The organism is Mitsuaria sp. PDC51 (assembly GCF_900113225.1).
In the GTDB taxonomy this organism is placed as follows: domain Bacteria; phylum Pseudomonadota; class Gammaproteobacteria; order Burkholderiales; family Burkholderiaceae_C; genus Roseateles.
In genome coordinates this window covers 1,041,490-1,064,266 of the sequence record NZ_FOZE01000001.1, presented here as the reverse complement: position 1 = coordinate 1,064,266, position 22,777 = coordinate 1,041,490, and the positions used below count along the sequence as shown (strand labels likewise).

Sequence of the window (22,777 nt, the reverse complement as noted above, 5' to 3'; positions counted from 1 at the left end):
AACAACGGCGCCCGAAGGCGCCGTTGTCATGGGGCTCGCGAACGAGCGCCGGTCAGTGCTTCAGCGAATCGCCGGTCGCGTCGGCCGGCTTGGTCTCCGCGACCTTCTCGGCCGGAGGCGTCGCCGCCTCCTCGTCCGGCAGCGCCTGCGGATAAGCCTCCAGCGCCACTTCCAGCACGCGGTCGATCCAGCGGACCGGGACGATCTCCAGCTGGTTCTTCACGTTCTCGGGAATGTCCTGCAGGTCCTTGACGTTCTCTTCCGGAATCATCACGGTCTTGATGCCGCCCCGGTGGGCCGCCAGGAGCTTCTCCTTCAGGCCACCGATCGCCGTCACCTCGCCGCGCAGCGTGATCTCACCGGTCATCGCCACGTCCGCACGCACCGGGATGCCGGTCAGCGCCGACACGAAGGCCGTCGTCATCGCGGCGCCCGCGCTCGGGCCGTCCTTCGGCGTCGCGCCATCGGGCACGTGGATGTGCACATCGCGCTTCTCGAAGAGCTCGTCCTTGATGCCCAGGCGGCGCGCCCGCGACCGCACCACCGTGCGTGCCGCCTCGACCGATTCCTTCATCACGTCGCCCAGCGAGCCGGTGCGGATGATGTTGCCCTTGCCCGGCATCGCGGTGGCTTCGATGGTCAGCAGGTCGCCGCCCACTTCCGTCCATGCCAGACCGACCACTTGGCCGACCTGGTTCTTCTTCTCGGCGCGGCCGAAGTCGTACTTGCGCACGCCCAGGAACTCGTTGAGGTTGTCCTCGGTGACCACCACCTTGCCGGTGAAGGTCTTGAGCTGCAGGCCCTTGACGACCTTGCGGCAGATCTTCGAGACCTCGCGTTCGAGCGAACGCACGCCGGCTTCCCGCGTGTAGTAGCGGATCACGCCGCGGATCGCATCCTCGGTGACCTCGAGCTCCTCTTCCTTCACGCCGTTGTTGCCGCGTTGCTTGGGCAGCAGGTAGCGCTGGGCAATGTTGACCTTCTCGTCCTCGGTGTAACCCGACAGGCGGATGACCTCCATCCGGTCCAGCAGCGCCGGCGGGATGTTCAGCGAGTTCGACGTCGCCACGAACATCACATCGCTCAGGTCATAGTCGACCTCGATGTAGTGGTCCGCGAAGGTGTGGTTCTGCTCGGGGTCCAGCACCTCCAGCAGCGCCGACGACGGGTCGCCGCGGAAGTCCATGCCCAGCTTGTCGATCTCGTCGAGCAGGAACAGCGGATTGCGCGTGCCGACCTTGGACAGGCTCTGCAGCACCTTGCCCGGCATCGAGCCGATGTAGGTGCGGCGGTGACCGCGGATCTCGGCCTCGTCGCGCACGCCGCCCAGCGCCATGCGGACGAACTTGCGGCCCGTGGCGCGCGCCACCGACTGCCCCAGCGACGTCTTGCCCACGCCAGGAGGCCCGACCAGGCACAGGATCGGCGCCTTGACCTTGTCGACGCGCTGCTGCACCGCGAGGTACTCGAGGATGCGTTCCTTGACCTTGTCCAGGCCGTAGTGGTCCTCGTTCAGCACGGCCTCGGCATTGGCCAGGTCGTGCTTGATCTTGGTCTTCTTCGACCACGGCAGGTTGACCAGCGTGTCGATGTAGTTGCGCACGACGGTCGCTTCGGCGGACATCGGCGACATCAGCTTGAGCTTCTTGAGCTCCGCCTCGGCCTTCTTGCGCGCTTCCTTCGGCATGCGAGCAGCCTGGATCTTCTTCTCCAGCTCCTCCATGTCGGCGCCTTCCTCGCCGTCGCCCAGTTCCTTCTGGATGGCCTTGACCTGTTCGTTCAGGTAGTACTCGCGCTGCGACTTCTCCATCTGGCGCTTGACGCGGCCACGGATGCGCTTCTCGACCTGGAGGATGTCGACCTCGTGCTCGAGCAGGTCCAGCAGCTTCTCCAGCCGCTTGCCCACTTCGGACAGGTCCAGCACCGACTGCTTGGCGTCGAGCTTGAGCGGCAGGTGCGCGGCGATCGTGTCGGCCAGGCGACCGGCGTCATCAATGCCGGCGATGGACGTCAGGATCTCGGGCGGAATCTTCTTGTTCAGCTTGACGTACTGGTCGAACTGCTGCGTCACCGCGCGGCGCAGCGCCTCGACCTCGGGCTGGTCGTCGGCTTCCGGCGGGATCGGCAGGACCTCGGCGGTGAAGTGCTCCTCGCCGTCCTCGATCTTGTTGGTCGTGGCGCGTTGCAGGCCCTCGACCAGCACCTTCACCGTGCCGTCGGGCAGCTTCAGCATCTGCAGGATGCTGGAGACGCAACCCATCTCGAACATGTCGTCGGGCTTGGGCTCGTCCTTGCCGGCGGCCTTCTGCGCGACCAGCATGATCTGGCGCCCTGCTTCCATCGCCGCTTCCAAGGCCTTGATGGACTTGGGACGGCCCACGAAGAGCGGGATCACCATGTGCGGGAAGACGACCACGTCGCGCAGCGGCAGCAGCGGCAGCGTGATGGGTTCCGCGGGGAGGATCGGATGACCGGACATGAAAACCTCTCTTTCTCAGGCCCATCTAGGGCCCGAGCTACCAATTACAAGGTGCCGTTCAATAGCCTTTGAGCAATTGCCTTCCACAAGGGGTCATGGCAAGCAGATCGCCCGGCGTGTGATCGCGACCTCAGGCGCTTGCCTTGGTTTCGCGATAGACCAGCAACGGCTTGGTGTCCTCGTCGATGTTGTGCTCGTCCAGCACGACCTTGGCGACGCTGTCCAGCGAAGGCAATTCGAACATGGTGTCGATCAGCGCGTGCTCGACGATCGAGCGCAGGCCGCGGGCACCAGTCTTGCGGGCCAGGGCCTTGCGCGCGACGGCGCTCAGCGCCGACGGCCGCACCTCCAGTTCCACGCCGTCCATCGAGAACAGCTGCTGGTACTGCTTGACCAGCGCGTTGCGCGGCTCGGTCAGGATCTGCACCAGCGCGTCCTCGGTCAGCTCGCCGAGCGTGGCGATCACCGGCAGGCGGCCCACCAGTTCGGGGATCAGGCCGAATTTGATCAGGTCGCCCGGTTCCACTTCACGGAACAGTTCGCCGACCTTCTTCTCGCTCTTGCTCTTGACCGAGGCGCCGAAGCCGATGCCCGACTTCTCCGAGCGGTTCTGGATGACCTTCTCGAGGCCGTCGAACGCACCGCCGCAGATGAACAGGATGTTGGTCGTGTCGATCTGGAGGAAGTCCTGGTTCGGATGCTTGCGGCCGCCCTGCGGGGGGACCGAGGCCATCGTGCCTTCGACCAGCTTCAGCAGCGCCTGCTGGACGCCCTCGCCCGACACGTCGCGGGTGATGGAGGGGTTGTCCGCCTTGCGGCTGATCTTGTCGATCTCGTCGATGTAGACGATGCCGCGCTGGGCGCGCTCGACGTCGTAATTGCAGTTCTGGAGCAGCTTCTGGATGATGTTCTCGACGTCCTCGCCGACATAACCGGCTTCGGTCAGCGTCGTCGCATCGGCGATCACGAAGGGGACATTCAGCACGCGGGCCAGGGTCTGGGCCAGCAGCGTCTTGCCCGAGCCGGTCGGCCCGATCAGCAGGATATTGCTCTTGGACAGCTCGACGCCGTCCTTGGTGTCGGCCGCGTGGCGCAGCCGCTTGTAATGGTTGTAGACCGCGACGGAGAGCGTGCGCTTGGCGACGTCCTGGCCGATCACGTACTGGTCCAGCGTCGTCTTGATCTCGCTGGGCACGGGCAGGTCCGACTTGCTCGCGCGACCGCCGGCCGCGGCCTCGGCCGGGACTTCGTCACGGATGATGTCGTTGCACAGCTCGATGCATTCGTCGCAGATGAACACCGACGGGCCCGCGATCAGCTTCTTGACCTCGTGCTGGCTCTTGCCGCAGAAGGAGCAGTACAAGACTTTTTCGCTGGAATTGCCTTTTTTCTCGGCCATGGGAGTGCTGCTGGGGCTGGGGCTGCTGGAGGGCTGCGGGGAATACAGGCAAGTGCCTGCATTGATGATAGTTCAATTGCCGGCACCACCCTTGGGGGGATAAAAGCCCCTAAGAGTGGTCAGTTGGCGCGCTCGACCGGCGGTCAGTTGCTGCACCGCGGCGGCAGTTCCCGGTGGCGTCGCCGAGCGGTGGATTCCACGGGTGAACGCCGCCGCCGGCGTCAGGAAGCGCATGGCGCGGGGATCCGGGCCGCGGCCCGCGACGACCACGGGACGCCGCGGCGGCCCGAATCCCGCGTCGCGATCAGGGACGCTTCTCGATGACCTGGTCGATCAGGCCATAGGTCGACGCCTCGGCGGCCGACATGAAATAGTCCCGCTCGGTGTCGGCCTGGATCTTCTCCAGGCTCTGGCCGGTGCGCTCGGCCAGGATGCGGTTGAGCTGTTCGCGGGTCTTGAGGATCTCGCGGGCATGGATCTCGATGTCCGTGGCCTGGCCCTGCGCGCCGCCCAGCGGCTGGTGGATCATGATCTTGGAGTTCGGCAGCGCGAAGCGCTTGCCCTTCTCGCCCGCAGCCAGCAGGAAGGCGCCCATCGAGGCCGCCATGCCCATGCACAGCGTCGAGACCTGCGGCTTGATGAACTGCATCGTGTCGTAGATCGACATGCCCGCCGAGACACTGCCGCCCGGCGAGTTGATGTACAGCGAGATCTCCTTGTCCGGGTTCTCGCTCTCAAGGAACAGCAGCTGCGCGACGACGAGGTTGGCGACGGCATCATTCACCGGGCCGACCAGGAAGACGATGCGCTCGCGCAGCAGGCGGCTGTAGATGTCGTAGGCGCGCTCGCCGCGGCCCGACTGTTCGATGACGATGGGCACCATGCCCAGGTTGCTGGTTTCAAGCGCGCTCATGAAATCCTCTGAATTGGTTCGAGATCACGACAAACCATTATGTCGTGCGCTCCATCCCCTTGCCGCCGCGCGGCCCCGGCGAAGCGGGATCGCGCCAGCGGCTGCGCCGGGGAAAGAAAAAGGCGCCGGCCTCTCGGCCAGGCGCCTTACTTGGCGATGAGTTCCCGGTGAATCAAGGGCGATGCCGGGAAAGCCCGCGCCAGATGGCGTCGAGCCGGCCGATCAGGCCGTGGCCATCAGCTCGTCGAAGGGCAGTTGCTTGTCGGTGACCTTGGCCTTGCCCAGGATGAAGTCGGTGACGTTGTTCTCGATCACGACGGCTTCGACCTCGGCCATGCGCTCGCGGTCCGACAGGTACCAGCGCACGACTTCCGCCGGCTTCTCGTAGCTCTGCGAGATTTCCTCGATGTGGGCCTGCAGTTGCTCAGGCTTGGCCTGCAGGTTCTGCGAACGGACCAGCTCGGCCACGACCAGGCCCAGGCGCACGCGCTTCTCGGCCTGCTCGTTGAACAGCTCGGCCGGGATCGGGGCCTTGTCGGCGTCCTTGATGCCGCGCTTCTTCAGGTCCTCGCGGGCGTTGGCGACCATGCGCTCGGCTTCGCCGGCGACCAGCGCCTTGGGCACGTCCAGTTCGGCCTTGCCGACCAGCGCGTCCATCGCGGCGCCCTTGTTCTTGGCCAGCACGCGGAACTTCACTTCACGCTCGAGGTTCTTCTTGATGTCGGCACGCAGCGCCTCGACCGTGCCTTCCTTGATGCCCAGGGCCTTGGCGAAGGCCTCGTTCACTTCGGGCAGGTGCTGGGCCTCGATCTTCCTGACCGTGACCAGGAAGTCGGCTTCCTTGCCGGCGACGTCCTTGCCGTGGTAATCGGCCGGGAAGGCCAGCGGGAAGGTCTTGGACTCGCCCGCCTTCATGCCGCGCACGGCCTTCTCGAAGGCCTCGAGCATCTGGCCTTCGCCCAGCAGGAACTGGAAGCCGTCGGCCTTGCCGCCGGCGAAAGGCTCGCCGTCGATCTTGCCTTCGAAGTCGATGGTCACGCGGTCGCCGTCGGCGGCCACGTCCGCCGCGCCGCGCTGGGCGAACGAGCGGCGCTGCTTGCGCAGGATCTCGACGGTCTTGTCGATGGCTTCATCGGTCACGTCGGCGGCGACGCGCTCGATCTCGGCCTCGGCCAGGTCGGCGATCTTCACTTCCGGGTAGACCTCGAAGGTCGCGTCGAAGGCCAGTTCGCCTTCGGCGGCCGTGTCCTTCTGGGCGATGGTGGGCATGCCGGCCACGCGCAGCTTGGCTTCGTTGGCGGCGACGGTGAAGGCCTCGCCCAGCTTGTCGTTCACGACCTCGTACTGCACCTGCGCGCCGTAGCGCTGCGCCACGAAGGACATCGGCACCTTGCCGGGGCGGAAGCCGTCGGCCTTGACGGTGCGGGCCAGCTTCTTCAGGCGGGACTCGACCTCGGTGTTGATGTCAGCGGCCGCCAGCGTGAGCGTGATGCGGCGTTCGAGCTTTTCGAGAGTTTCGACGGTGACAGCCATAGTGGACTCGGAATCAGTTGGAAGTGTGGTGCGCGGGGCCGGACTCGAACCGGCACGCCCGTGAAGGCGTCAGGACCTAAACCTGGTGCGTCTACCAATTTCGCCACCCGCGCCGGGTGATGGGGGCTCGTCGCGATCGCTGCGCGCAGTCCTGCGCGGCGGGCCCTTGGTAATTCGGAGATGCGAGAGAAGAGCCCAGGGCCCTGCCGTCCGCGATCCGGAAAACCGGCGATTGTAATCAAGGATTCAGCCGATTCCCACGGCCGCCCCCGCCCCTCCCGGGCGGGGGTTAACCCCCGAAGGCCGGAGGCCTGGGGGCCTCCGGCCTCGCCGGTTCAATGCGTCGACGGGGCGATGCCGGCGTCCTTGTCGCGCTCGACGCGGAACCAGGCCGCGTACATCGCCGGCAGCGCCAGCAGCGTCAGCACGGTGGCGACGATCAGGCCGCCCATGATGGCCACCGCCATCGGCCCCCAGAACACGCTGCGCGACAGCGGCACCATCGCCAGCACCGCGGCGGCGGCGGTCAGCGCGATCGGACGCAGCCGTCGCACGGCGGACTCCACGATGGCCTGCGCCGGTGGCACGCCGCGGCCGCGGTCCTGCTCGATCTGGTCGATCAGGATGACGGAGTTCCGCTGGATCATGCCCATCAGCGCAATGACGCCCAGCAGCGCGACGAAACCGAAGGGCCGGTTCAGCAGCAGCAGCGCGGCCGACACGCCGGCGATGCCCAGGAAGCCGGTCAGGAAGGCCAGCATCGCCCGCGAGAAGCTGTGCAGCTGCAGCATCAGCAGCGTGAAGGTGATGAACAGCATGATCGGCACGCCGGCGGCGATCGAGCCGGTGCCCTTGCTGCTTTCCTCGACCGCGCCGGCGATCGAGATCGAGTAGCCGGGCGGCATCTCCTTCTGCATCGCGTCGAGCGCGGGCCAGAGCTGGCTGGTCACCGTCGCGCCCTGCAGGCCCTCGATGACGTCGCCCTGCACGGTGATCGCGAACTGGCGGCTCTCGCGGTGCATCACGCCAGGCTCCCAGGTGAACTGCGGCTTGGCGATCTGCGTCAGCGGCACCGAGCGGCCCGAGGCGGTGGGCACGTAGGCGTTGGCGAGCTCCGACAGCGTGTCGCGCTCCTGCACCGGCTGGCGCAGGACGATGTCGATCAGCCGGTCGGCCTCGCGGTACTGCGACACCGTCGTGCCCGACACCAGGATGCGCGCCGCCTGCGCGATGCTCTGGCTGGTCACGCCCAGCGCCCGCGCCTTGTCCTGGTCGACTTGCAGGCGCAGGACCTTGATGGCCTCGTTCCAGTTGTCGTTGACGCCCACCATGTTGGGGTTGGCGCGCATCTGTTCCTTGGCGCGATCGGCGTAGATCCGCAGCTGCGCGGGATCGTCGCCGGCGATGCGGAACTGCACCGGATACGGCACCGGCGGCCCGTTGGGCAGCAGCTTCACGCGGCCGCGCACCTCGGAGAACTCCTCGGCCAGGATCTGCGGCAGCTTGTGGCGCAGGGTCTCGCGGTCGGCCGGCGTCTTGGGCAGGATGATGGCCTGGCTGACGTTGGTGTTGGGCAGGATCTGGTCCAGCGGCAGGTAGAAGCGCGGCACGCCCGAGCCCACCCAGGTCGCGATGCTGCCCACCAGCGGCTCCTTGGCCATGCGGGCCTCGAAGCGCTTGGCCACGACGTTGCTCTGCTCGATCGTGGCGCCTTCGGGCAGCCACAGGTCGACCAGGATCTCCGGCCGGCTCGAATCCGGGAAGAACTGCTGCTGCACCTTGCCCATGCCGGCCAGGCCGAGCACGAACACCAGGATGGTGAGGCCGATGGTCTTCCAGCGGTGGTAGACGCACCACGCGACCCAGCGGCGGAAGCGGTTGTAGAACGGCGTGTCGAAGACCTCGTGGGCCTCGCCTTCATGGCCGGCGCGGGTCTTGAGCAGCAGCGCGCCCAGGTAGGGCACGAAGTAGACCGAGACGATCCACGAGATCACCAGCGCCGCGGCGGTCACCGCGAAGATCGCGAAGGTGTATTCCCCGACGGTGGACTTGGCCAGGCCGATGGGCAGGAAACCCACCGCGGTGATCAGCGTGCCGGTCAGCATCGGCTTGGCGGTGGCGTCGTAGGCGTACGTCGCCGCATGCATCTTGTCGTAGCCCTCCTCCAGCTTGCGCACCATCATCTCGACCGCGATGATGGCGTCGTCGACCAGCAGGCCGAGCGCGATGATCAGCGAACCGAGCGAGATCTTGTGCAGCCCCACGCCGGCATACAGCATCACCACGAAGGTGATGGCCAGCACCAGCGGGATGGTGATGCCGACCACCAGGCCCGGCCACACGTCGATGCGCAGCGGCTTGGTGTGCAGGCCCAGGCTGATGAAGCTCACGCCCAGCACGACGATGACGGCCTCGATCAGCACGTGGACAAACTCGCCGACGGAGGTCTTCACCGCGGCGGGCTGGTCCTGGATCTGCTGCAGCGTGATGCCGGCGGGCAGTTGCTGCTGCAGCCGCTTGACGGTGGCCTGCAGCGCCTTGCCCAGCGCGATGATGTCGCCGCCCTTGCCCATCGACACGCCCAGGGCCACGACCTGCTTGCCGTTGAAGCGCACCATCGTCGTGGCCGGGTCGACATAACCGCGGCGCACCGTGGCGATGTCGCCCAGGCGCAGGCTGCTGGCGGCGCCGGTGGTCGGGTTGGTGCCACGGATCGGGAAGTCGCTCAGCGCCTGGACGGAATTGAGCTGGCCCTCGATGCGGATCTGCACGTTGGCGCTGCTGGCGTCCATGACGCCGGCGCTCTCGACCGCGTTCTGCGCGTTGAGCTGCGAGACCACCTGGTTGAAGTCCAGGCCCAGTTCGGCCAGGCGCTTCTGCGAGATCTCGATGAACAGCTTCTCGGCCTGCACGCCGAAGAGGTCGACCTTGGCCACGTCCTGCACGCGCAGCAGCTCGGAGCGCACCGCCTCGGCCTGCTGGCGCAACTCCTCGATCGAGAAGCCGCCGTCGGAGGACAGCGCGAAGATGGAGCCGTAGACGTCGCCGAACTCGTCGTTGAAGAAGGGCCCCAGCACGCCCTGCGGCAAGGTGGGCTTGAGGTCGCCGATCTTCTTGCGGACCGTGTACCAGAGCTGGGGCACCTCGCCCGGCGAGGTGTTGTCCTTCACCTGGAAGATGGTCAGCGACTCCCCCGGCTTGGTGTAGCTGCGGATCTTGTCGGCATGCGGCACCTCCTGCAGGGTGCGCTCGATCTTGTCGGTGACCTGCTCGGCCATCTGCTGCGGCGTCGCGCCGGGCCAGTAGGCCTGCACGACCATCGCGCGGAAGGTGAACGGGGGGTCTTCGTCCTGGCCCAGCTGGAAGTAGGCGGCGAAGCCCAGCACCATCAGCACCACCATCAGGTAGCGCGTCAGCGGGGCATGCTCCAGCGCCCAGCGCGAGAGGTTGAAACCGGCGCGGCTCGGGTTGCTCATTCAGCGCTCCCGAGGATCAGCGAGACGCGGCGCCGGACGGCGCGGGCGAGGGCGAGCCCTCGACCGGCGTGCCCGGCGGGCGGAAGCGCTTGACCTTCTGGCCGGGCGTCAGCACATGGCCGCCGGCGGCCACGATCTCCATACCGGGCGCCAGGCCCTGCACCACCAGCTCGTTGCCTTCCGCACCGACGACGGTCACCGGCCGGGGCTGCACGGTCATGGTCTTGGGGTCCAGCAGCAGCACGGCGCTCTTGCCTTGCGACTCCATCACCGCGCTCAGCGGCAGCTTGATCGCGTTGTCCGACGGCGTGCCGGTCAGGATCACCGTGGCGGTCTGGCCCAGGCGGACGTTCTGGTCGTTGAGTTCGGCCTTCACCAGGAAGGTCCGCGTCACCGGATCGGCGGCGGCGGCCAGCTCGCGCAGCTTGATCGGCTGCGGCTCGGCCTTGGTGTCGGTCCACAGGCGCACCTTCAGGCCGTCGGGCCGCGCCGCGGCGGCACGCACCAGCGCCACCTGGTCCTCGGACACGGAGAAGACGATGTCCCGCGGGCCGTCGTTGGCCACGCGCACCACCGGCGTGCCGGCGGCCACGACCATGCCGGGCTCGGCATCGATGCCGGTGACGACGCCGGGCGCGTCCGCCACCAGGCTGGAGTACTGCGCCTGGTTGCGCTGCACGTCGGATTGCGCGCGCGCCGATTCGTATTGCGCCTGCGCGGCCTTGAAGGCGGCATCGCGGCGGTCCAGTTCGGCGGCGCTGATGAAGCCCTGCCGGTGCAGGTCGATGTAGCGCCGGTAATCGGCGCCGAGCTGGTCGCGGTTCACCCGGGCCGCCAGCACCGAGGCCTTGGCCGCCTCCTGCGCGAGCACCAGGTCCGAGCTGTCGATGCGCGCCAGCGTCTGGCCCGGCTTCACCACCGAGCCCAGGTCCACGCGGCGCTCCAGGATCTTGCCGGCGACGCGGAAGGACAGCCGCGACTCGACGCGGGCACGGACTTCGGCGGCGAACTCGCGCTGCAGGCCGGCCGATTGCGGCGTCAGCACCAGCGTGCGCACGTAGCGGTCGGGCTCCGGCGGCGGCGCCTGCTTGCCGCAGGCGGCCAGCACCACGACGGCGATCGCCGCCAGGCCGCCGGTCAGCGCGCGGCCCCAGGTTCCGGCAACCCAGGTTCCGGAAACAACACGCCCGGACGGCGCGATGGACGCCAGGCCGGGCGCGGCGGCGGGCAGGGACACAAGAGACCGTTGGGGCATGAACACCTCGACAAAGCCGCGGCGCCCCTAGGAGGGCACCGGAGTAACTGACTGACCGGTCAGTAATGTATTCAGCGTGTCCGGACGTGTCAAACCGACGGCGTACGGTTCGCCGGGGTACTGCTCGTGTACTGCGGTTCTTGACGTTCCCGGGGAACGGCGCGGGGATCGGGGCGTCAGGTTGTCGGAAACGGCATCGCCGCTCAGCGGAGAATGCCGGCCGTGAGCATAGAGCACTACGAAAACTTTCCTGTCGCTTCCTGGCTGTGTCCGCCGGCGCTGCGTCCCGCGATCATGGCGATCTACAGCTTCGCGCGCACCGCCGACGACCTGGCCGACGAAGGCGATACCAGCGCCGGCCAGCGACTGCGCGACCTCGCCGATTACCGCGCCGACCTGCGCGCGGTGGCGGCGGGCCGGGCGCCCTCCCCGCGCTGGGCCGCGCGGGTGTTCGCACCGCTGGCGCGCGCGATCGCCGAGCATCGGCTGCCGCTGCCCTTGCTGGAGGACCTCCTCGACGCCTTCGAGCAGGACCTGGTCAAGACCGACTACGCCACCCGCGCCGAACTGCTGGACTACTGCCGGCGCTCCGCCAACCCGGTCGGGCGGCTGCTGCTGCACCTGTACGGCATCGACGACGCCGACGCGCTGAGGCAATCGGACGCGATCTGCTCGGCGCTGCAGCTGATCAATTTCTGGCAGGACTTCACCGTCGACGGTCCGCGCGGCCGGATCTACGCGCCGCTGGAGGACCGCCGGCGTCACGGCGTCGAGGGACAGGACCTGCTGTCCCTGCGCGACAGTCCGGCGGCGCGGGCGCTGATCGCCGAGCTCTGCGCCTGGGCCCGCGCGCTGATGGCGGACGGGGCGCCGCTGGTCCACCGGATCCCGGGCCGGGCCGGCTGGGAGCTGCGCTTGGTGGTACAAGGCGGCCTTCGCATTCTCGACAGGCTGCAGGCGATGCGCTTCGCCGCCCTGCTGCGGCGCCCCACCGTCGGCGCCGCCGACGCGCCCCTGTTGCTGTGGCGCGCGCTGACGATGAACGCGATCTCCAGCAACACCCGCCGCGAAGGGACGGCGCGATGAGCACCAAGACCGACAAGACCCCCGATGCGACGGCCAGCGCCGGCGCCGCCTCCACGCCGGAGCAGTACGTCCAGCAGAAGGCCGCCGCCAGCGGCTCGAGCTTCTATTACGCCTTCCTCTTCCTGCCGCCGCCGCGGCGCGCGGCGATCACCGCGTTCTACGCGTTCTGCCGCGAGGTCGACGATGTCGTCGACGAGGTCTCGGATCCCGGCGTGGCCGCGACCAAGCTGGCCTGGTGGCGCAAGGAAGTCATGAGCGCCTTCAACGGCCAGCCCTCGCACCCGGCGATGAAGGCGCTGCTGCCGCACGTGAAGGACTACGACATCCGCGTCGAGCACCTGCTGGCCGTCATCGACGGCTGCCAGATGGACCTGGAGCAGACGCGCTACCTGGACTTCGCCGGCCTGCAGCGCTATTGCCACCTGGTAGCGGGCGTGGTGGGCGAGGTGGCGTCGGGCATCTTCGGCCGCACCGACGCCCAGACCATCGCCTACGCCCACAAGCTGGGCCTGGCGATGCAGCTGACCAACATCATCCGCGACGTCGGCGACGACGCGCGCCGCGGTCGCATCTACCTGCCGGTGAGCGAGCTGCAGCAGTTTGACGTCAAGGCCCACGAGATCCTCAAGCGCGACGCGCCCTGGGGCTACAGCGACCGTTTCCTGGCGCTGATGAAGTTCCAGGCCGAACGCGCGCACCGCCTCTACGACGAGGCCATGGCGCTGCTGCCCGAGGCCGACCGCAAGGCGCAGAAGCCCGGCGTCATGATGGCCAACATCTACCGCACGCTGCTGCGCGAGATCGAGGCCGAGCAGTTCCAGGTCCTGCAGCAACGCATCGCGCTGACGCCGCTGCGCAAGCTGTGGATCGCGATGAAGACCAACTGGCGCGGGCGCTGAGGTGACCCGCATCGCCGTCATCGGCGGCGGCTGGGCCGGCCTGGCCGCAGCCGTGGAGGCGGTCTCGCTGGGCGCCGCCGTCACGCTGTTCGAGATGGCGCCGACGCTCGGCGGCCGGGCGCGCAGCCTCGAAGGCAGCGAGCCGGCGCTGGACAACGGCCAGCACATCCTGATCGGCGCCTACACGGCATCGCTGGCGCTGATGCGCCGCGTCGGCGCCGACCCCGAGGCGGACCTGCTGCGCATGCCGCTGCGGCTGCGCTATCCCGACCGCGACACCCTCACCCTGCCCGCCGGCCTGCCCACGCTCGCCTTCCTGCGCGGGGTGCTGGGCTGTGCGGCCTGGTCCTGGCCCGACCGGATGCGGTTCCTGATGGCGAGCAGCGGCTGGACGATGCGCGGCTTCCGCTGCGACCCGGCGCTCACGGTGGCCGAGCTCTGCGCCCACCTGCCGCGCGCGGTCCGCGATGACCTGATCGATCCGCTGTGCGTCGCCGCCCTGAACACGCCGGCGTCGCAGGCGAGCGCGCAGGTCTTCCTGCGCGTGCTGAAGGACGCGCTGTTCAGCGGCCCGGGCAGCGCGGACCTGCTGCTGCCACGGCGCGGCCTGAGCGCCCTGCTGCCGACACCGGCGCGCGACTGGCTGCTCGCGCGAGGCGCCCAGCTCCGCACACAGCGCGTTCAAAGACTGGAGGCATCGGGGCGCGGCTGGCTGGTCGACGGGGAGCCTGCCGACGCGGTCGTCGTCGCCTGCAGCTCGGTGGAGGCGGCCCGGCTCACCCGCGACCTCGCGCCGCGCTGGAGCGCCATCGCCGGCGCCTTCGAGTTCCAACCCATCGTGACCGTCTACCTGGAAAGCGCCGGCTCGGCACTGCCCGCGACGATGGTCGCGCTGCGGGAATCCGCCACCGAGCCGGCGCAGTTCGCCTTCGACCTGGGCCAACTGGGCCAACATCCCGGCCTGTTCAGCCTGGTCATCAGCGGCGCGGCGCCTTGGGTCGAACGAGGCCTGGAAGCGACCGGGGCCGCAGCCCTCGAACAGGCCATCCGGCACCTGCCCTGGCAGCGCGCGCCGAAGCTGGTCCGCGTGCTCAGCGAGAAGCGCGCGACCTTCGCCTGCACGCCGGGTCGGATTCGCCCCGAGGCGCCGATCGCGCCGGCGCTGTGGGCCGCCGGCGACTACCTGGCCGGTCCCTATCCGGCGACGCTGGAAGGCGCCGTGCGCAGCGGGCTCGCCGCAGCCCGTTCCGCAATGCGGCAATCCGGGACCGACGCCACCTCCTGAGGGGGATTCATCGCGGCGCCACGCACCGCTGATGGGCAAAAGCGACGGAATGCGCCCGCTAGATGCGGCTCTCGGTTTCGCCATGCAAAACCTGAGCGAAATCCTTCACAATCGTCCGCCATGAAGTCCAAGGAGCTCCAGACCCCCGCGATCCAGGTCCTTGAGCGCACCTTCGCGCTGTTGGACGTCCTGGCCCAGCACCAGGATCCGGTGTCGCTGAAGTTGATCAGCGAAACCACCGGCCTGCATCCCTCCACCGCCCACCGCATCCTGAACGACCTGGCGCTGGGTCGCTTCGTCGACCGCCCGGAGGCCGGCAGCTATCGGCTCGGCATGCGGCTGCTGGAACTGGGCAACCTGGTCAAGGCGCGGCTGGACGTCCGCGAGGCGGCGATCGGCCCGATGCGCGAGCTGCACAAGCTGACCCATCAGCCGGTCAACCTGTCGGTGCGCCAGGGCGACGAGATCGTCTACATCGAGCGGACCTATTCCGAGCGCAGCGGCATGCAGGTCGTGCGCGCCGTCGGCGGCCGGGCGCCGCTGCACCTGACCTCGGTGGGCAAGCTGTTCCTGGCGAGCGACGATCCCCAGCGGGTGCGCGCCTACGCGACCCGCACCGGCCTGTCGGGCCATACCCGCAACAGCCTGACCGACATCAGCCAGCTCGAGCGCGAGATGGCGCTGGTCCGCCAGCGCGGGGTCGCGCGCGACGACGAGGAGCTCGAGCTGGGCGTGCGCTGCATGGCCGCCGGCATTTACGACGATCAGGGCAAGCTGGTGGCGGGGCTGTCGATCTCCGCGCCCGCGGACCGGCTCGAGGAAGGCTGGCTGCCGCGCCTGAAGGAGACGGCGACGCGGATCTCCGCCGCGCTGGGCTTCCGCGGCTGAATTCCGCGGGCCCCCACGAAAAAGCGGACCCGAGGGTCCGCTTCTGCATTCAGCCGGAGGCCGCTTGCTCCGGGGCGCTCCGGCGATTACTTCGCCGACACCGCCGGGATCACGGCCGCGGTCGTCGCGGCGGCGGGGGCCGTCGCCACGCCCGCCAGCGGCGAGGCGGCACCGGTGAGCCACTTGCGGACGCGTTCGGCGTCGCCGATCCGGGAGTACTTTCCAGCGGAGTCCAGGAACACCATGATCAGCTTGCGGCCGGCCAGCTGGGCCTGCATGACCAGGCACTGTCCCGCTTCATTGATGAAGCCCGTCTTCTGCAGGCCGATGTCCCAATCGCCCTTGCGGACGAGGCCATTGGTGGTGCCGAAGCGGACCTGCCGGCGGCCCAGGGCCACGGTGTATTCGGACGAGGTCGACAGCTCGCGGATCAGCGGGAAAGCGTGAGCGACCTTGACCAGCTTGGCGAGGTCGGCCGCGCTGGATTGGTTGCGGCTGGACAGGCCGGTGGGCTCGACGTAATGGGTGTCCATCATGCCCAGCGCGCGCGCCTTGGCGTTCATCGCCGCGACGAAGGCCTCCAGGCCGCCCGGGTAGTTGCGCCCGAGCGCATGGGCCGCGCGGTTCTCCGAGGACATCAGCGCCAGGTGCAACAGTTCGCCACGGGTCAGTTCGGTGCCGATGGCCAGGCGCGACCCGGTGAACTTCTCGGTGTCCTTGTCCTCGTCGGTGATCTCGAGCTTCTCGTCGAGCGACTGGTTGGCCTCGACCACCAGCAGCGCGGTCATCAGCTTGGTGATGGACGCGATCGGCAGCACGGCCGACGGGTTCTTCGAGAACAGGACCTCGTTGGTGTCCTGGTCGACGACATAGGCGACGCTGGATTTCAGGTCGAGGGGGTCCTCGGTGTCATGCAGCCCGTACATCGTCCCGAAGGACGGTTTGGACAGGGCCACTTCCCGGGCCGGTGCCGCCGCGCGGGCGGCCACCTTGCGGGGAGAGCGCGGGGCCGGTTTGGCCTTGCGCACGCTCTTCACCTTGGCTTTGGAGGACGACGCCGTGGCCGCCTGCGCCGGTTGAACCGGCAGGAGACTGGCGGTCAGGCCCGTCAGCAACATGACGCCGCTGAGCGCGGCACCAGACAGCAATGTCGCAATGGTCTTCAATCCAGTCCCCAGAAGTGGGCGCGAGTTTAGGGGATCGCTGAAAGACCGGCAAGATCAATGACTTAACGCAGGCTCTTAAAGTGCCCGAATCCGTGCCATCCGACGCGACCGGGCGGCCGGCGTGCGCTGTCCTGTCAACCTTGGGCGGCGACCCGCTCCGTTTTGCTTTGAAGCTTGTTCAGAGCGCTCAAATATGCTTTCGCGGAGGCGACGACGATATCGGGGTCTGCCCCCACGCCGTTCACCACGCGTCCGGCATGCTGCAGGCGCACCGTCACTTCGCCCTGGGATTCTGTGCTCCCGCTGGTGATCGCGCTGACCGAATACAGCAGCATTTCGGCCCCACTTCCGACCTTGCTCTCGATCGCCTTGAGCACCGCGTCGACCGGGCCGTTGCCGTCGCTCTCGGTGCGGTACTCGGTCTCGCCGGCGGCGAAGACGACCTGCGCCTGCGGGCGTTCACCGGTTTCGGAGCGCTGCGCCAGCGCCACCAGCCGGTAGTGCTCCTGGTCCTGCGTGACCGACTCGTCCATCACCAGCGCGATGATGTCCTCGTCGAAGATCTCGGCCTTGCGGTCGGCCAGGTCCTTGAAGCGAACGAAGGCGGCATTGATCTCCGCCTCGGACGCCAGCTCCACGCCCAGTTCCTGCAAGCGCTGCTTGAAGGCGTTGCGCCCCGAGAGCTTGCCCAGCACGATCTTGTTGGCGCTCCAGCCCACGTCCTCGGCGCGCATGATCTCGTAGGTGTCGCGGGCCTTGAGCACGCCGTCCTGGTGGATGCCCGAGGCATGCGCGAAGGCATTGGCACCGACCACCGCCTTGTTGGGCTGGATCACGAAGCCGGTGGTCTGCGACACCATCCGGGACGCCGCCACGATCTGCGAGGGATCGACCCGCACGTCCAGGCCGAAATAGTCGCGGCGGGTCTTCACCGCCATCACGACCTCCTCCAGCGAGCAGTTGCCGGCGCGCTCACCCAGGCCGTTGATCGTGCACTCCACTTGGCGCGCGCCGCCGATCTTCACCCCGGCCAGCGAGTTGGCCACCGCCATGCCCAGGTCGTTGTGGCAGTGGACGCTCCAGATCGCCTGGTCCGAGTTGGGCACGCGCTCGCGCAGCGTCTTGATGAACTGGCCGTAGAGCTCGGGGATCGCGTAGCCGACGGTGTCCGGGATGTTGATCGTGCGGGCACCCTCGCGGATCACCGCCTCGACGACGCGGGCCAGGAACTCCGGATCGGAGCGGTAGCCGTCCTCGGGCGAGAACTCGATGTCGTCGGTCAGGTTGCGGGCGAAGCGCACCGCCTGGATCGCCTGCTCCAGCACCTGCTCGCGGGTCATGCGCAGCTTCTTCTCCATGTGGAGTTCGCTGGTGGCGATGAAGGTGTGGATGCGCGAACGCGCCGCGCCCTTCAGCGCCTCGGCGGCGCGGGCGATGTCGCGATCGTTGGCCCGCGCCAGCGAGCAGACGGTGCTGTCGCGGATCGCGTCGGCGATCGCCTTGACCGCCTCGAAGTCGCCGTGGCTGGCGGCCGCGAAGCCGGCCTCGATCACGTCCACCTTCAGCCGCTCCAGCTGCCGCGCGATGCGCAGCTTCTCGTCCTTGGTCATGGACGCGCCGGGCGACTGCTCACCGTCGCGCAGGGTGGTGTCGAAGATGATCAGTTGGTCGGACATGGGAGGCTTCCTTGCGGTGGCGGGGCGGACCCGGTGGTCCGGGTCCCGGTCAGCGAGTTTAGGCGGCCGGCGGGCCCCGGCGGCTCAGGCCGCGATGCGGTCAGCGAGCTTGAGCACGCCGCGCTGCGAGGCGCGGCGCAGGCCCGAGACGATCGCCTTCAGCGACGCCGAGGCGATGTTGCCGTCCATGCCGACGCCGAACAGCGTCGCCTCGCCGACCCGCAGCTCCAGGTAGGCCACGGCCTGCGCATCGGCGCCGCTGCCCATCGCATGCTCGTGGTAGTCGAGCACCCGGACCTGGGTCTTGAGCAGCTTGTTCAGGCCCTCGACGAAGGCATCGATCGGGCCCTTGCCCTGGCCGTCGATCCGGACCATGCGCACGCACAGGTCGGCCTGCGCCTGCACGCGGGTCTGGCCATCCTCGCCGGTGTCGATCTGCGGGTGCAGCGCCGGCGCCTGCCTGACGCCGTATTCGCGGTCGAAGATGCGCCAGAGGTCCGCCGCGCCGAGCTCCTTGCCGTTCGTGTCCATCACGCCCTGGACGATCTGGCTGAATTCGATCTGAAGGCGGCGCGGCAGCTCGATGCCGTATTCGGCCTCGAGCAGGTAGGAGATGCCGCCCTTGCCCGACTGGCTGTTGACGCGGATCACCGCCTCGTAGCTGCGGCCCAGGTCCTTGGGGTCGATGGGCAGGTAGGGGATCTCCCAGACGTCGCCCTCCTTGCGGGCGGCGAAGGCCTTCTTGATCGCGTCCTGGTGCGAGCCCGAGAACGAGGTGTAGACCAGCTCGCCGACATACGGATGACGCGGATGGACGGGGATCTGGTTGCAGTGCTCGACGCAGCGGCGGACCTCGTCGATGTCGGAGAAGTCCAGTTCCGGATGCACGCCCTGCGTGTACAGGTTGAGCGCGACGTTGACCAGGTCCAGGTTGCCGGTGCGCTCGCCGTTACCGAACAGACAGCCCTCGACGCGGTCGGCGCCGGCCATCAGCGCCAGCTCGGCGGCGGCGGTGCCGGTGCCGCGGTCGTTGTGCGGATGGACCGACAGGATGACGCTGTCGCGGCGTTCGATGTTCCGGCCCATCCACTCGATCATGTCGGCGTAGATGTTGGGTGTCGAATGCTCGACGGTGGTCGGCAGGTTGATGATGATCTTGCGCTCGGGCGTCGGTCCCCAGGCCGCGGTCACGGCGTCGACGACGCGCTTGGAGAAGGCCAGCTCGGTGCCCGAGAACATCTCCGGCGAGTACTCGAAGCGGAAGTCCGTCTCCGGCTGCTTCGCGGCCAGTTCGCGGATCATCGCCGTGTGGGTCACGGCCAGCTCGACGATCTCGTCCTCGCTCATGTTCAGCACGACGCGGCGCATCACCGGCGCAACCGCGTTGTAGAGATGGACGACCGCGCGCGGCACGCCGACCAGCGATTCGAAGGTGCGCTCGATCAGCGGCTGGCGGGCCTGCGTCAGGACCTGGATGGTCACGTCGTCAGGGATGTGGCCGTCCTCGATCAGCATGCGGACGAAATCGAAATCCGTCTGCGAGGCCGAGGGGAAGCCCACCTCGATCTCCTTGAAGCCGATCTTCACCAGCATCTGGAACATGCGCAGCTTGCGCTCGGGATCCATCGGCTCGATCAGCGCCTGGTTGCCGTCGCGCAGGTCGGTGCTCAGCCACAGCGGCGCCTTCGTGATCTGCGCGTCGGGCCAGCGGCGGTCCGGGAGGGCGATGGGGGCGAAGGCGCGGTACTTGGTCTGCGGTTGCTTGAGCATGGGAGCGTTCCTGGTGGGTTCAGGGGCGCAACTCGCAGACTCTCCAGAAACAGAAACGGCCCGCTGCGAGTTGCATTCGGGCCGTTGATCTGGGATGAGCGTCTGGATGGACGGACGTGCGCGATCTAGCGAACCCGAGGTTCAGCTAGTAGTAGCAGCGACAGCCCGAAGGCTTGGCTGGTGGAGGCGGACACGAACGTCATGGGCGTCGAATATAGGGGCGCGGCGCGGCGGGCGTCAACGCGAATGGGCGAATGCACGCGCCGCAAGCGTTCGCTATCGGTGAAGGCCTGCTTCATCGGGCTCGTCGGTCGACATCGCGATCACGCTGGCCGGCTTGCCCTTGGCGCGCCGCACCGCGTAGACGACGTAGCCCGAGATGCCATAGGCGCAGAAGACGCCGAACAGCACCCGCGGCGGATCGATGTTGATCGCCGCGATGGCCAGCATGATCACCACCAGCACGATGAAAGGCACCGAGCGCTTGAAGGTGATGTCCTTGAAGCTGTAGAACGGCGCGTTGGTCACCATCGTGAGGCCCGCATAGAGCGTGAAGCCGAAGGCCAGCCAGGCCAGCGCCGGATCGCGGTGGATGTCCTTGTAGCCGGCGCTGTCCAGCGCCCAGATCAGGCTCATCACCAGCGCGGCCGCGGCGGGACTGGGCACGCCCTGGAAGAAGCGGCGGTCCACGACGGCGATGTTGGTGTTGAAGCGCGCCAGCCGCAGCGCCGCGCCAGCGATGTAGACGAAGGCGGCGAACCAGCCCCACTTGCCCAGTCCCTGCAGCGCCCAGGAATACATGATCAGCGCCGGCGCCGCGCCGAAGGACACCATGTCGGACAGCGAGTCCATCTGCTCGCCGAAGGTGCTCTGCGTGTTGGTCATGCGCGCGACGCGGCCGTCCAGGCTGTCGAGCACCATGGCCGCGAAGATGCCGTAGACGGACTGCTCGAAGCGCCCGCCGATGCCCATCACCACGGCATAGAAACCGCTGAACAGCGCGGCCAGGGTGAACAGGTTGGGCAGCAAGTAGATGCCCTTGTGGCGCGGGCGCTGCGGGGCGTCGAGGACGTCGGGCTCGTCCTCGTCGAGCAGGTCCACGTTCTTGTTCTGAGTCGAATTCATGGGCCGGGAGGATAACCCACCCCCTACCGGCTTGCGCCGGCCCCCTCAAGGGGGCGCACCCGGCGGCCTGGCAAAGCCACGCCACGGGTGCCGCCTGGAAGACAAGCAGCCGGGGTACTGACTGCGGGGGGCTCAGTCGGGAGGCCGGCGGCTGGAAGACAAACAGCCCGGGCTGCTTGCGCAGGCCGGGCTGTCGAGGTGTTGATCAGGCGATCAGTTCTTGGACTTGTCGACCAGCTTGTTGGCCTTGATCCAGGGCATCATCGCGCGCAGCTGTTCGCCGACCTGCTCGATCGGGTGCTCGGCGGTCAGGCGGCGGCGGCTGATCAGCGTCGGGGCGCCGGCCTTGTTCTCCAGGATGAAGGACTTGGCGTACTCGCCGGTCTGGATGTCCTTCAGGCACTGGCGCATCGCGTCCTTGGTCGCCTCGGTCACCACGCGCGGGCCGGTGACGTACTCGCCGTACTCCGCGTTGTTGGAGATCGAGTAGTTCATGTTGCCGATGCCGCCTTCATAGATCAGGTCGACGATCAGCTTCAGTTCGTGCAGGCACTCGAAGTAGGCCATCTCGGGCGCGTAACCGGCTTCGGTCAGCGTCTCGAAGCCGGCCTTGATCAGCTCGACGGCGCCGCCGCACAGCACGGCCTGCTCGCCAAACAGGTCGGTCTCGGTCTCTTCGCGGAACGAGGTCTGGATGATGCCGGCCTTGCCGCCACCGTTGGCCGCGGCATAGCTCAGGGCCAGGTCGCGCGCCTTGCCGGTCTTGTCGGCGTAGACCGCGATCAGGTGCGGCACGCCGCCGCCCTGGCGGTAGGTGTTGCGCACGGTGTGGCCCGGCGCCTTCGGGGCGACCATCCACACGTCCAGGTCCTCGCGCGGCTGCACCTGGCCGTAGTGGACGTTGAAGCCGTGGGCGAAGGCCAGCGACGCGCCCTGCTTGATGTTGGGTTCCACGTCCTTCTTGTAGACGTCGGCGATCTGCTCGTCCGGCAGCAGGATCATGACCACGTCGGCCGCCTTCACCGCCTCGGCGATCTCGGCGACCTTCAGGCCGGCGCCTTCGGCCTTGGCCCAGGACGCGCCGCCGCGGCGCAGACCCACGGTGACCTTCACGCCGCTCTCGTTCAGGTTCTGGGCATGGGCATGGCCTTGTGAGCCGTAGCCGATGATGGTGACGTTCTTGCCCTTGATCAGGCTGAGGTCGGCGTCCTTGTCGTAGTACACGTTCATGGTGGTCTCTCCGGGGGAAATCAGTACAGGGGGTGGTTCAGTGAAGCGCGCGTTCAGACGCGCAGGATCCGTTCGCCGCGGCCGATGCCGCTGGTGCCGGTGCGCACCGTCTCGAGGATCGCCGTGCGGTCGATCGCGTCGATGAAGGCGTCGAGCTTGCCGGCGTCGCCGGTCAGTTCGATGGTGTAGGTCTTCTCGGTGACGTCGATGACGTGGCCGCGGAAGATGTCCGAGGTGCGCTTGAGCTCCTCGCGCTCCTTGCCGACGGCCCTCACCTTGATCAGCATGAGCTCGCGCTCGATGTAGCGGCCTTCGGTCAGGTCGACGACCTTGACCACCTCGATCAGCCGGTTCAGGTGCTTGGTGATCTGCTCGATCACGTCGTCGCTGCCGCTGGTGACGATGGTCATGCGCGACAGCGAGGGGTCCTCGGTCGGCGCCACGGTCAGGCTCTCGATGTTGTAGCCGCGGGCGGAGAACAGCGCCACGACGCGCGACAGCGCGCCCGGCTCGTTCTCGATGAGCAAAGCAATGATGTGTTTCATGGAATCTCGTCCTTCGCGCTCTTCAGACCGCCGGCGGTAACCGGACGGCCCT

The 22,777-nt window shown here is 67.9% G+C and carries 16 protein-coding genes and 1 tRNA gene; 4 read left to right on the top strand and 13 right to left on the bottom strand.

Annotated elements, in window-relative coordinates:
* Nucleotides 1-52: 52 nt before the first annotated feature.
* The 7 genes from lon to BM393_RS04665 form a co-directional block, all read right to left on the bottom strand.
* Entirely contained in the window at nucleotides 53-2,479 is a 2,427-nt protein-coding gene (gene lon / locus BM393_RS04695; protein WP_091722803.1) for an endopeptidase La, read from the bottom strand.
* Nucleotides 2,480-2,609: 130 nt separating this feature from the next.
* The gene (clpX, locus tag BM393_RS04690) at nucleotides 2,610-3,878 is read right to left on the bottom strand and encodes an ATP-dependent Clp protease ATP-binding subunit ClpX (protein WP_091722800.1); all 1,269 of its coding nucleotides are present in this window, start codon (nucleotides 3,876-3,878) and stop codon (nucleotides 2,610-2,612) included.
* 304 nt (nucleotides 3,879-4,182) lie between these two features.
* Nucleotides 4,183-4,791 carry an ATP-dependent Clp endopeptidase proteolytic subunit ClpP gene (clpP, locus tag BM393_RS04685; protein WP_091722797.1) on the bottom strand — a complete coding sequence of 203 codons (609 nt, stop codon included), beginning with the start codon at nucleotides 4,789-4,791 and terminating at the stop codon, nucleotides 4,183-4,185.
* Nucleotides 4,792-5,013: 222 nt separating this feature from the next.
* The gene (tig, locus tag BM393_RS04680) at nucleotides 5,014-6,324 is read right to left on the bottom strand and encodes a trigger factor (RefSeq protein WP_091722795.1); all 1,311 of its coding nucleotides are present in this window, start codon (nucleotides 6,322-6,324) and stop codon (nucleotides 5,014-5,016) included.
* A 26-nt stretch (nucleotides 6,325-6,350) separates the two neighbouring features.
* Nucleotides 6,351-6,437 (bottom strand) — tRNA-Leu (locus BM393_RS04675).
* A 222-nt stretch (nucleotides 6,438-6,659) separates the two neighbouring features.
* The gene (locus tag BM393_RS04670; RefSeq protein ID WP_091722792.1) at nucleotides 6,660-9,800 is read right to left on the bottom strand and encodes an efflux RND transporter permease subunit; all 3,141 of its coding nucleotides are present in this window, start codon (nucleotides 9,798-9,800) and stop codon (nucleotides 6,660-6,662) included.
* A 16-nt stretch (nucleotides 9,801-9,816) separates the two neighbouring features.
* Nucleotides 9,817-11,037, bottom strand: a complete 1,221-nt coding sequence (locus tag BM393_RS04665) for an efflux RND transporter periplasmic adaptor subunit (protein ID WP_254783209.1) — start codon at nucleotides 11,035-11,037, stop codon at nucleotides 9,817-9,819.
* A gap of 231 nt (nucleotides 11,038-11,268) precedes the next feature.
* On the opposite strand from BM393_RS04665, the gene hpnC reads away from it, so the two are divergent.
* The 4 genes from hpnC to BM393_RS04645 all read left to right on the top strand — a co-directional run bounded on the left by hpnC (nucleotide 11,269) and on the right by BM393_RS04645 (nucleotide 15,213).
* Entirely contained in the window at nucleotides 11,269-12,141 is an 873-nt protein-coding gene (hpnC, locus tag BM393_RS04660; protein WP_091722785.1) for a squalene synthase HpnC, read from the top strand.
* On the top strand, nucleotides 12,138-13,040 hold the full coding sequence (gene hpnD, locus BM393_RS04655) for a presqualene diphosphate synthase HpnD (RefSeq protein WP_091722780.1): 903 nt from the start codon (nucleotides 12,138-12,140) through the stop codon (nucleotides 13,038-13,040). Before hpnC ends, hpnD begins: the two co-directional genes overlap by 4 nt.
* Nucleotide 13,041: 1 nt before the next feature.
* Nucleotides 13,042-14,325 carry a hydroxysqualene dehydroxylase HpnE gene (hpnE, locus tag BM393_RS04650; RefSeq protein WP_091722777.1) on the top strand — a complete coding sequence of 428 codons (1,284 nt, stop codon included), beginning with the start codon at nucleotides 13,042-13,044 and terminating at the stop codon, nucleotides 14,323-14,325.
* 120 nt (nucleotides 14,326-14,445) lie between these two features.
* On the top strand, nucleotides 14,446-15,213 hold the full coding sequence (locus BM393_RS04645) for an IclR family transcriptional regulator (protein ID WP_091722774.1): 768 nt from the start codon (nucleotides 14,446-14,448) through the stop codon (nucleotides 15,211-15,213).
* 86 nt (nucleotides 15,214-15,299) lie between these two features.
* Here the strand turns inward: BM393_RS04645 and pbpG are convergent, their stop codons facing one another.
* From pbpG to ilvN, 6 genes are all read right to left on the bottom strand, one after another.
* A complete protein-coding gene (pbpG, locus tag BM393_RS04640) occupies nucleotides 15,300-16,331 on the bottom strand; it encodes a D-alanyl-D-alanine endopeptidase (RefSeq protein WP_091725036.1) in 1,032 nt (343 codons plus the stop codon).
* A 182-nt stretch (nucleotides 16,332-16,513) separates the two neighbouring features.
* Complete coding sequence (locus BM393_RS04635) at nucleotides 16,514-18,055, bottom strand: 2-isopropylmalate synthase (protein ID WP_091722769.1); 1,542 nt, start codon at nucleotides 18,053-18,055, stop codon at nucleotides 16,514-16,516.
* A gap of 84 nt (nucleotides 18,056-18,139) precedes the next feature.
* Complete coding sequence (leuA, locus tag BM393_RS04630) at nucleotides 18,140-19,825, bottom strand: 2-isopropylmalate synthase (RefSeq protein ID WP_091722766.1); 1,686 nt, start codon at nucleotides 19,823-19,825, stop codon at nucleotides 18,140-18,142.
* A gap of 276 nt (nucleotides 19,826-20,101) precedes the next feature.
* Nucleotides 20,102-20,950: a CDP-diacylglycerol--serine O-phosphatidyltransferase gene (pssA, locus tag BM393_RS04625; protein ID WP_091722762.1), complete on the bottom strand. Its 849-nt coding sequence runs from the start codon at nucleotides 20,948-20,950 to the stop codon at nucleotides 20,102-20,104.
* Between the two features lie 213 nt (nucleotides 20,951-21,163).
* Entirely contained in the window at nucleotides 21,164-22,180 is a 1,017-nt protein-coding gene (ilvC, locus tag BM393_RS04620; RefSeq protein WP_091722757.1) for a ketol-acid reductoisomerase, read from the bottom strand.
* 53 nt (nucleotides 22,181-22,233) lie between these two features.
* Nucleotides 22,234-22,725, bottom strand: a complete 492-nt coding sequence (gene ilvN / locus BM393_RS04615; RefSeq protein WP_091722753.1) for an acetolactate synthase small subunit — start codon at nucleotides 22,723-22,725, stop codon at nucleotides 22,234-22,236.
* Nucleotides 22,726-22,777 lie beyond the last annotated feature (52 nt).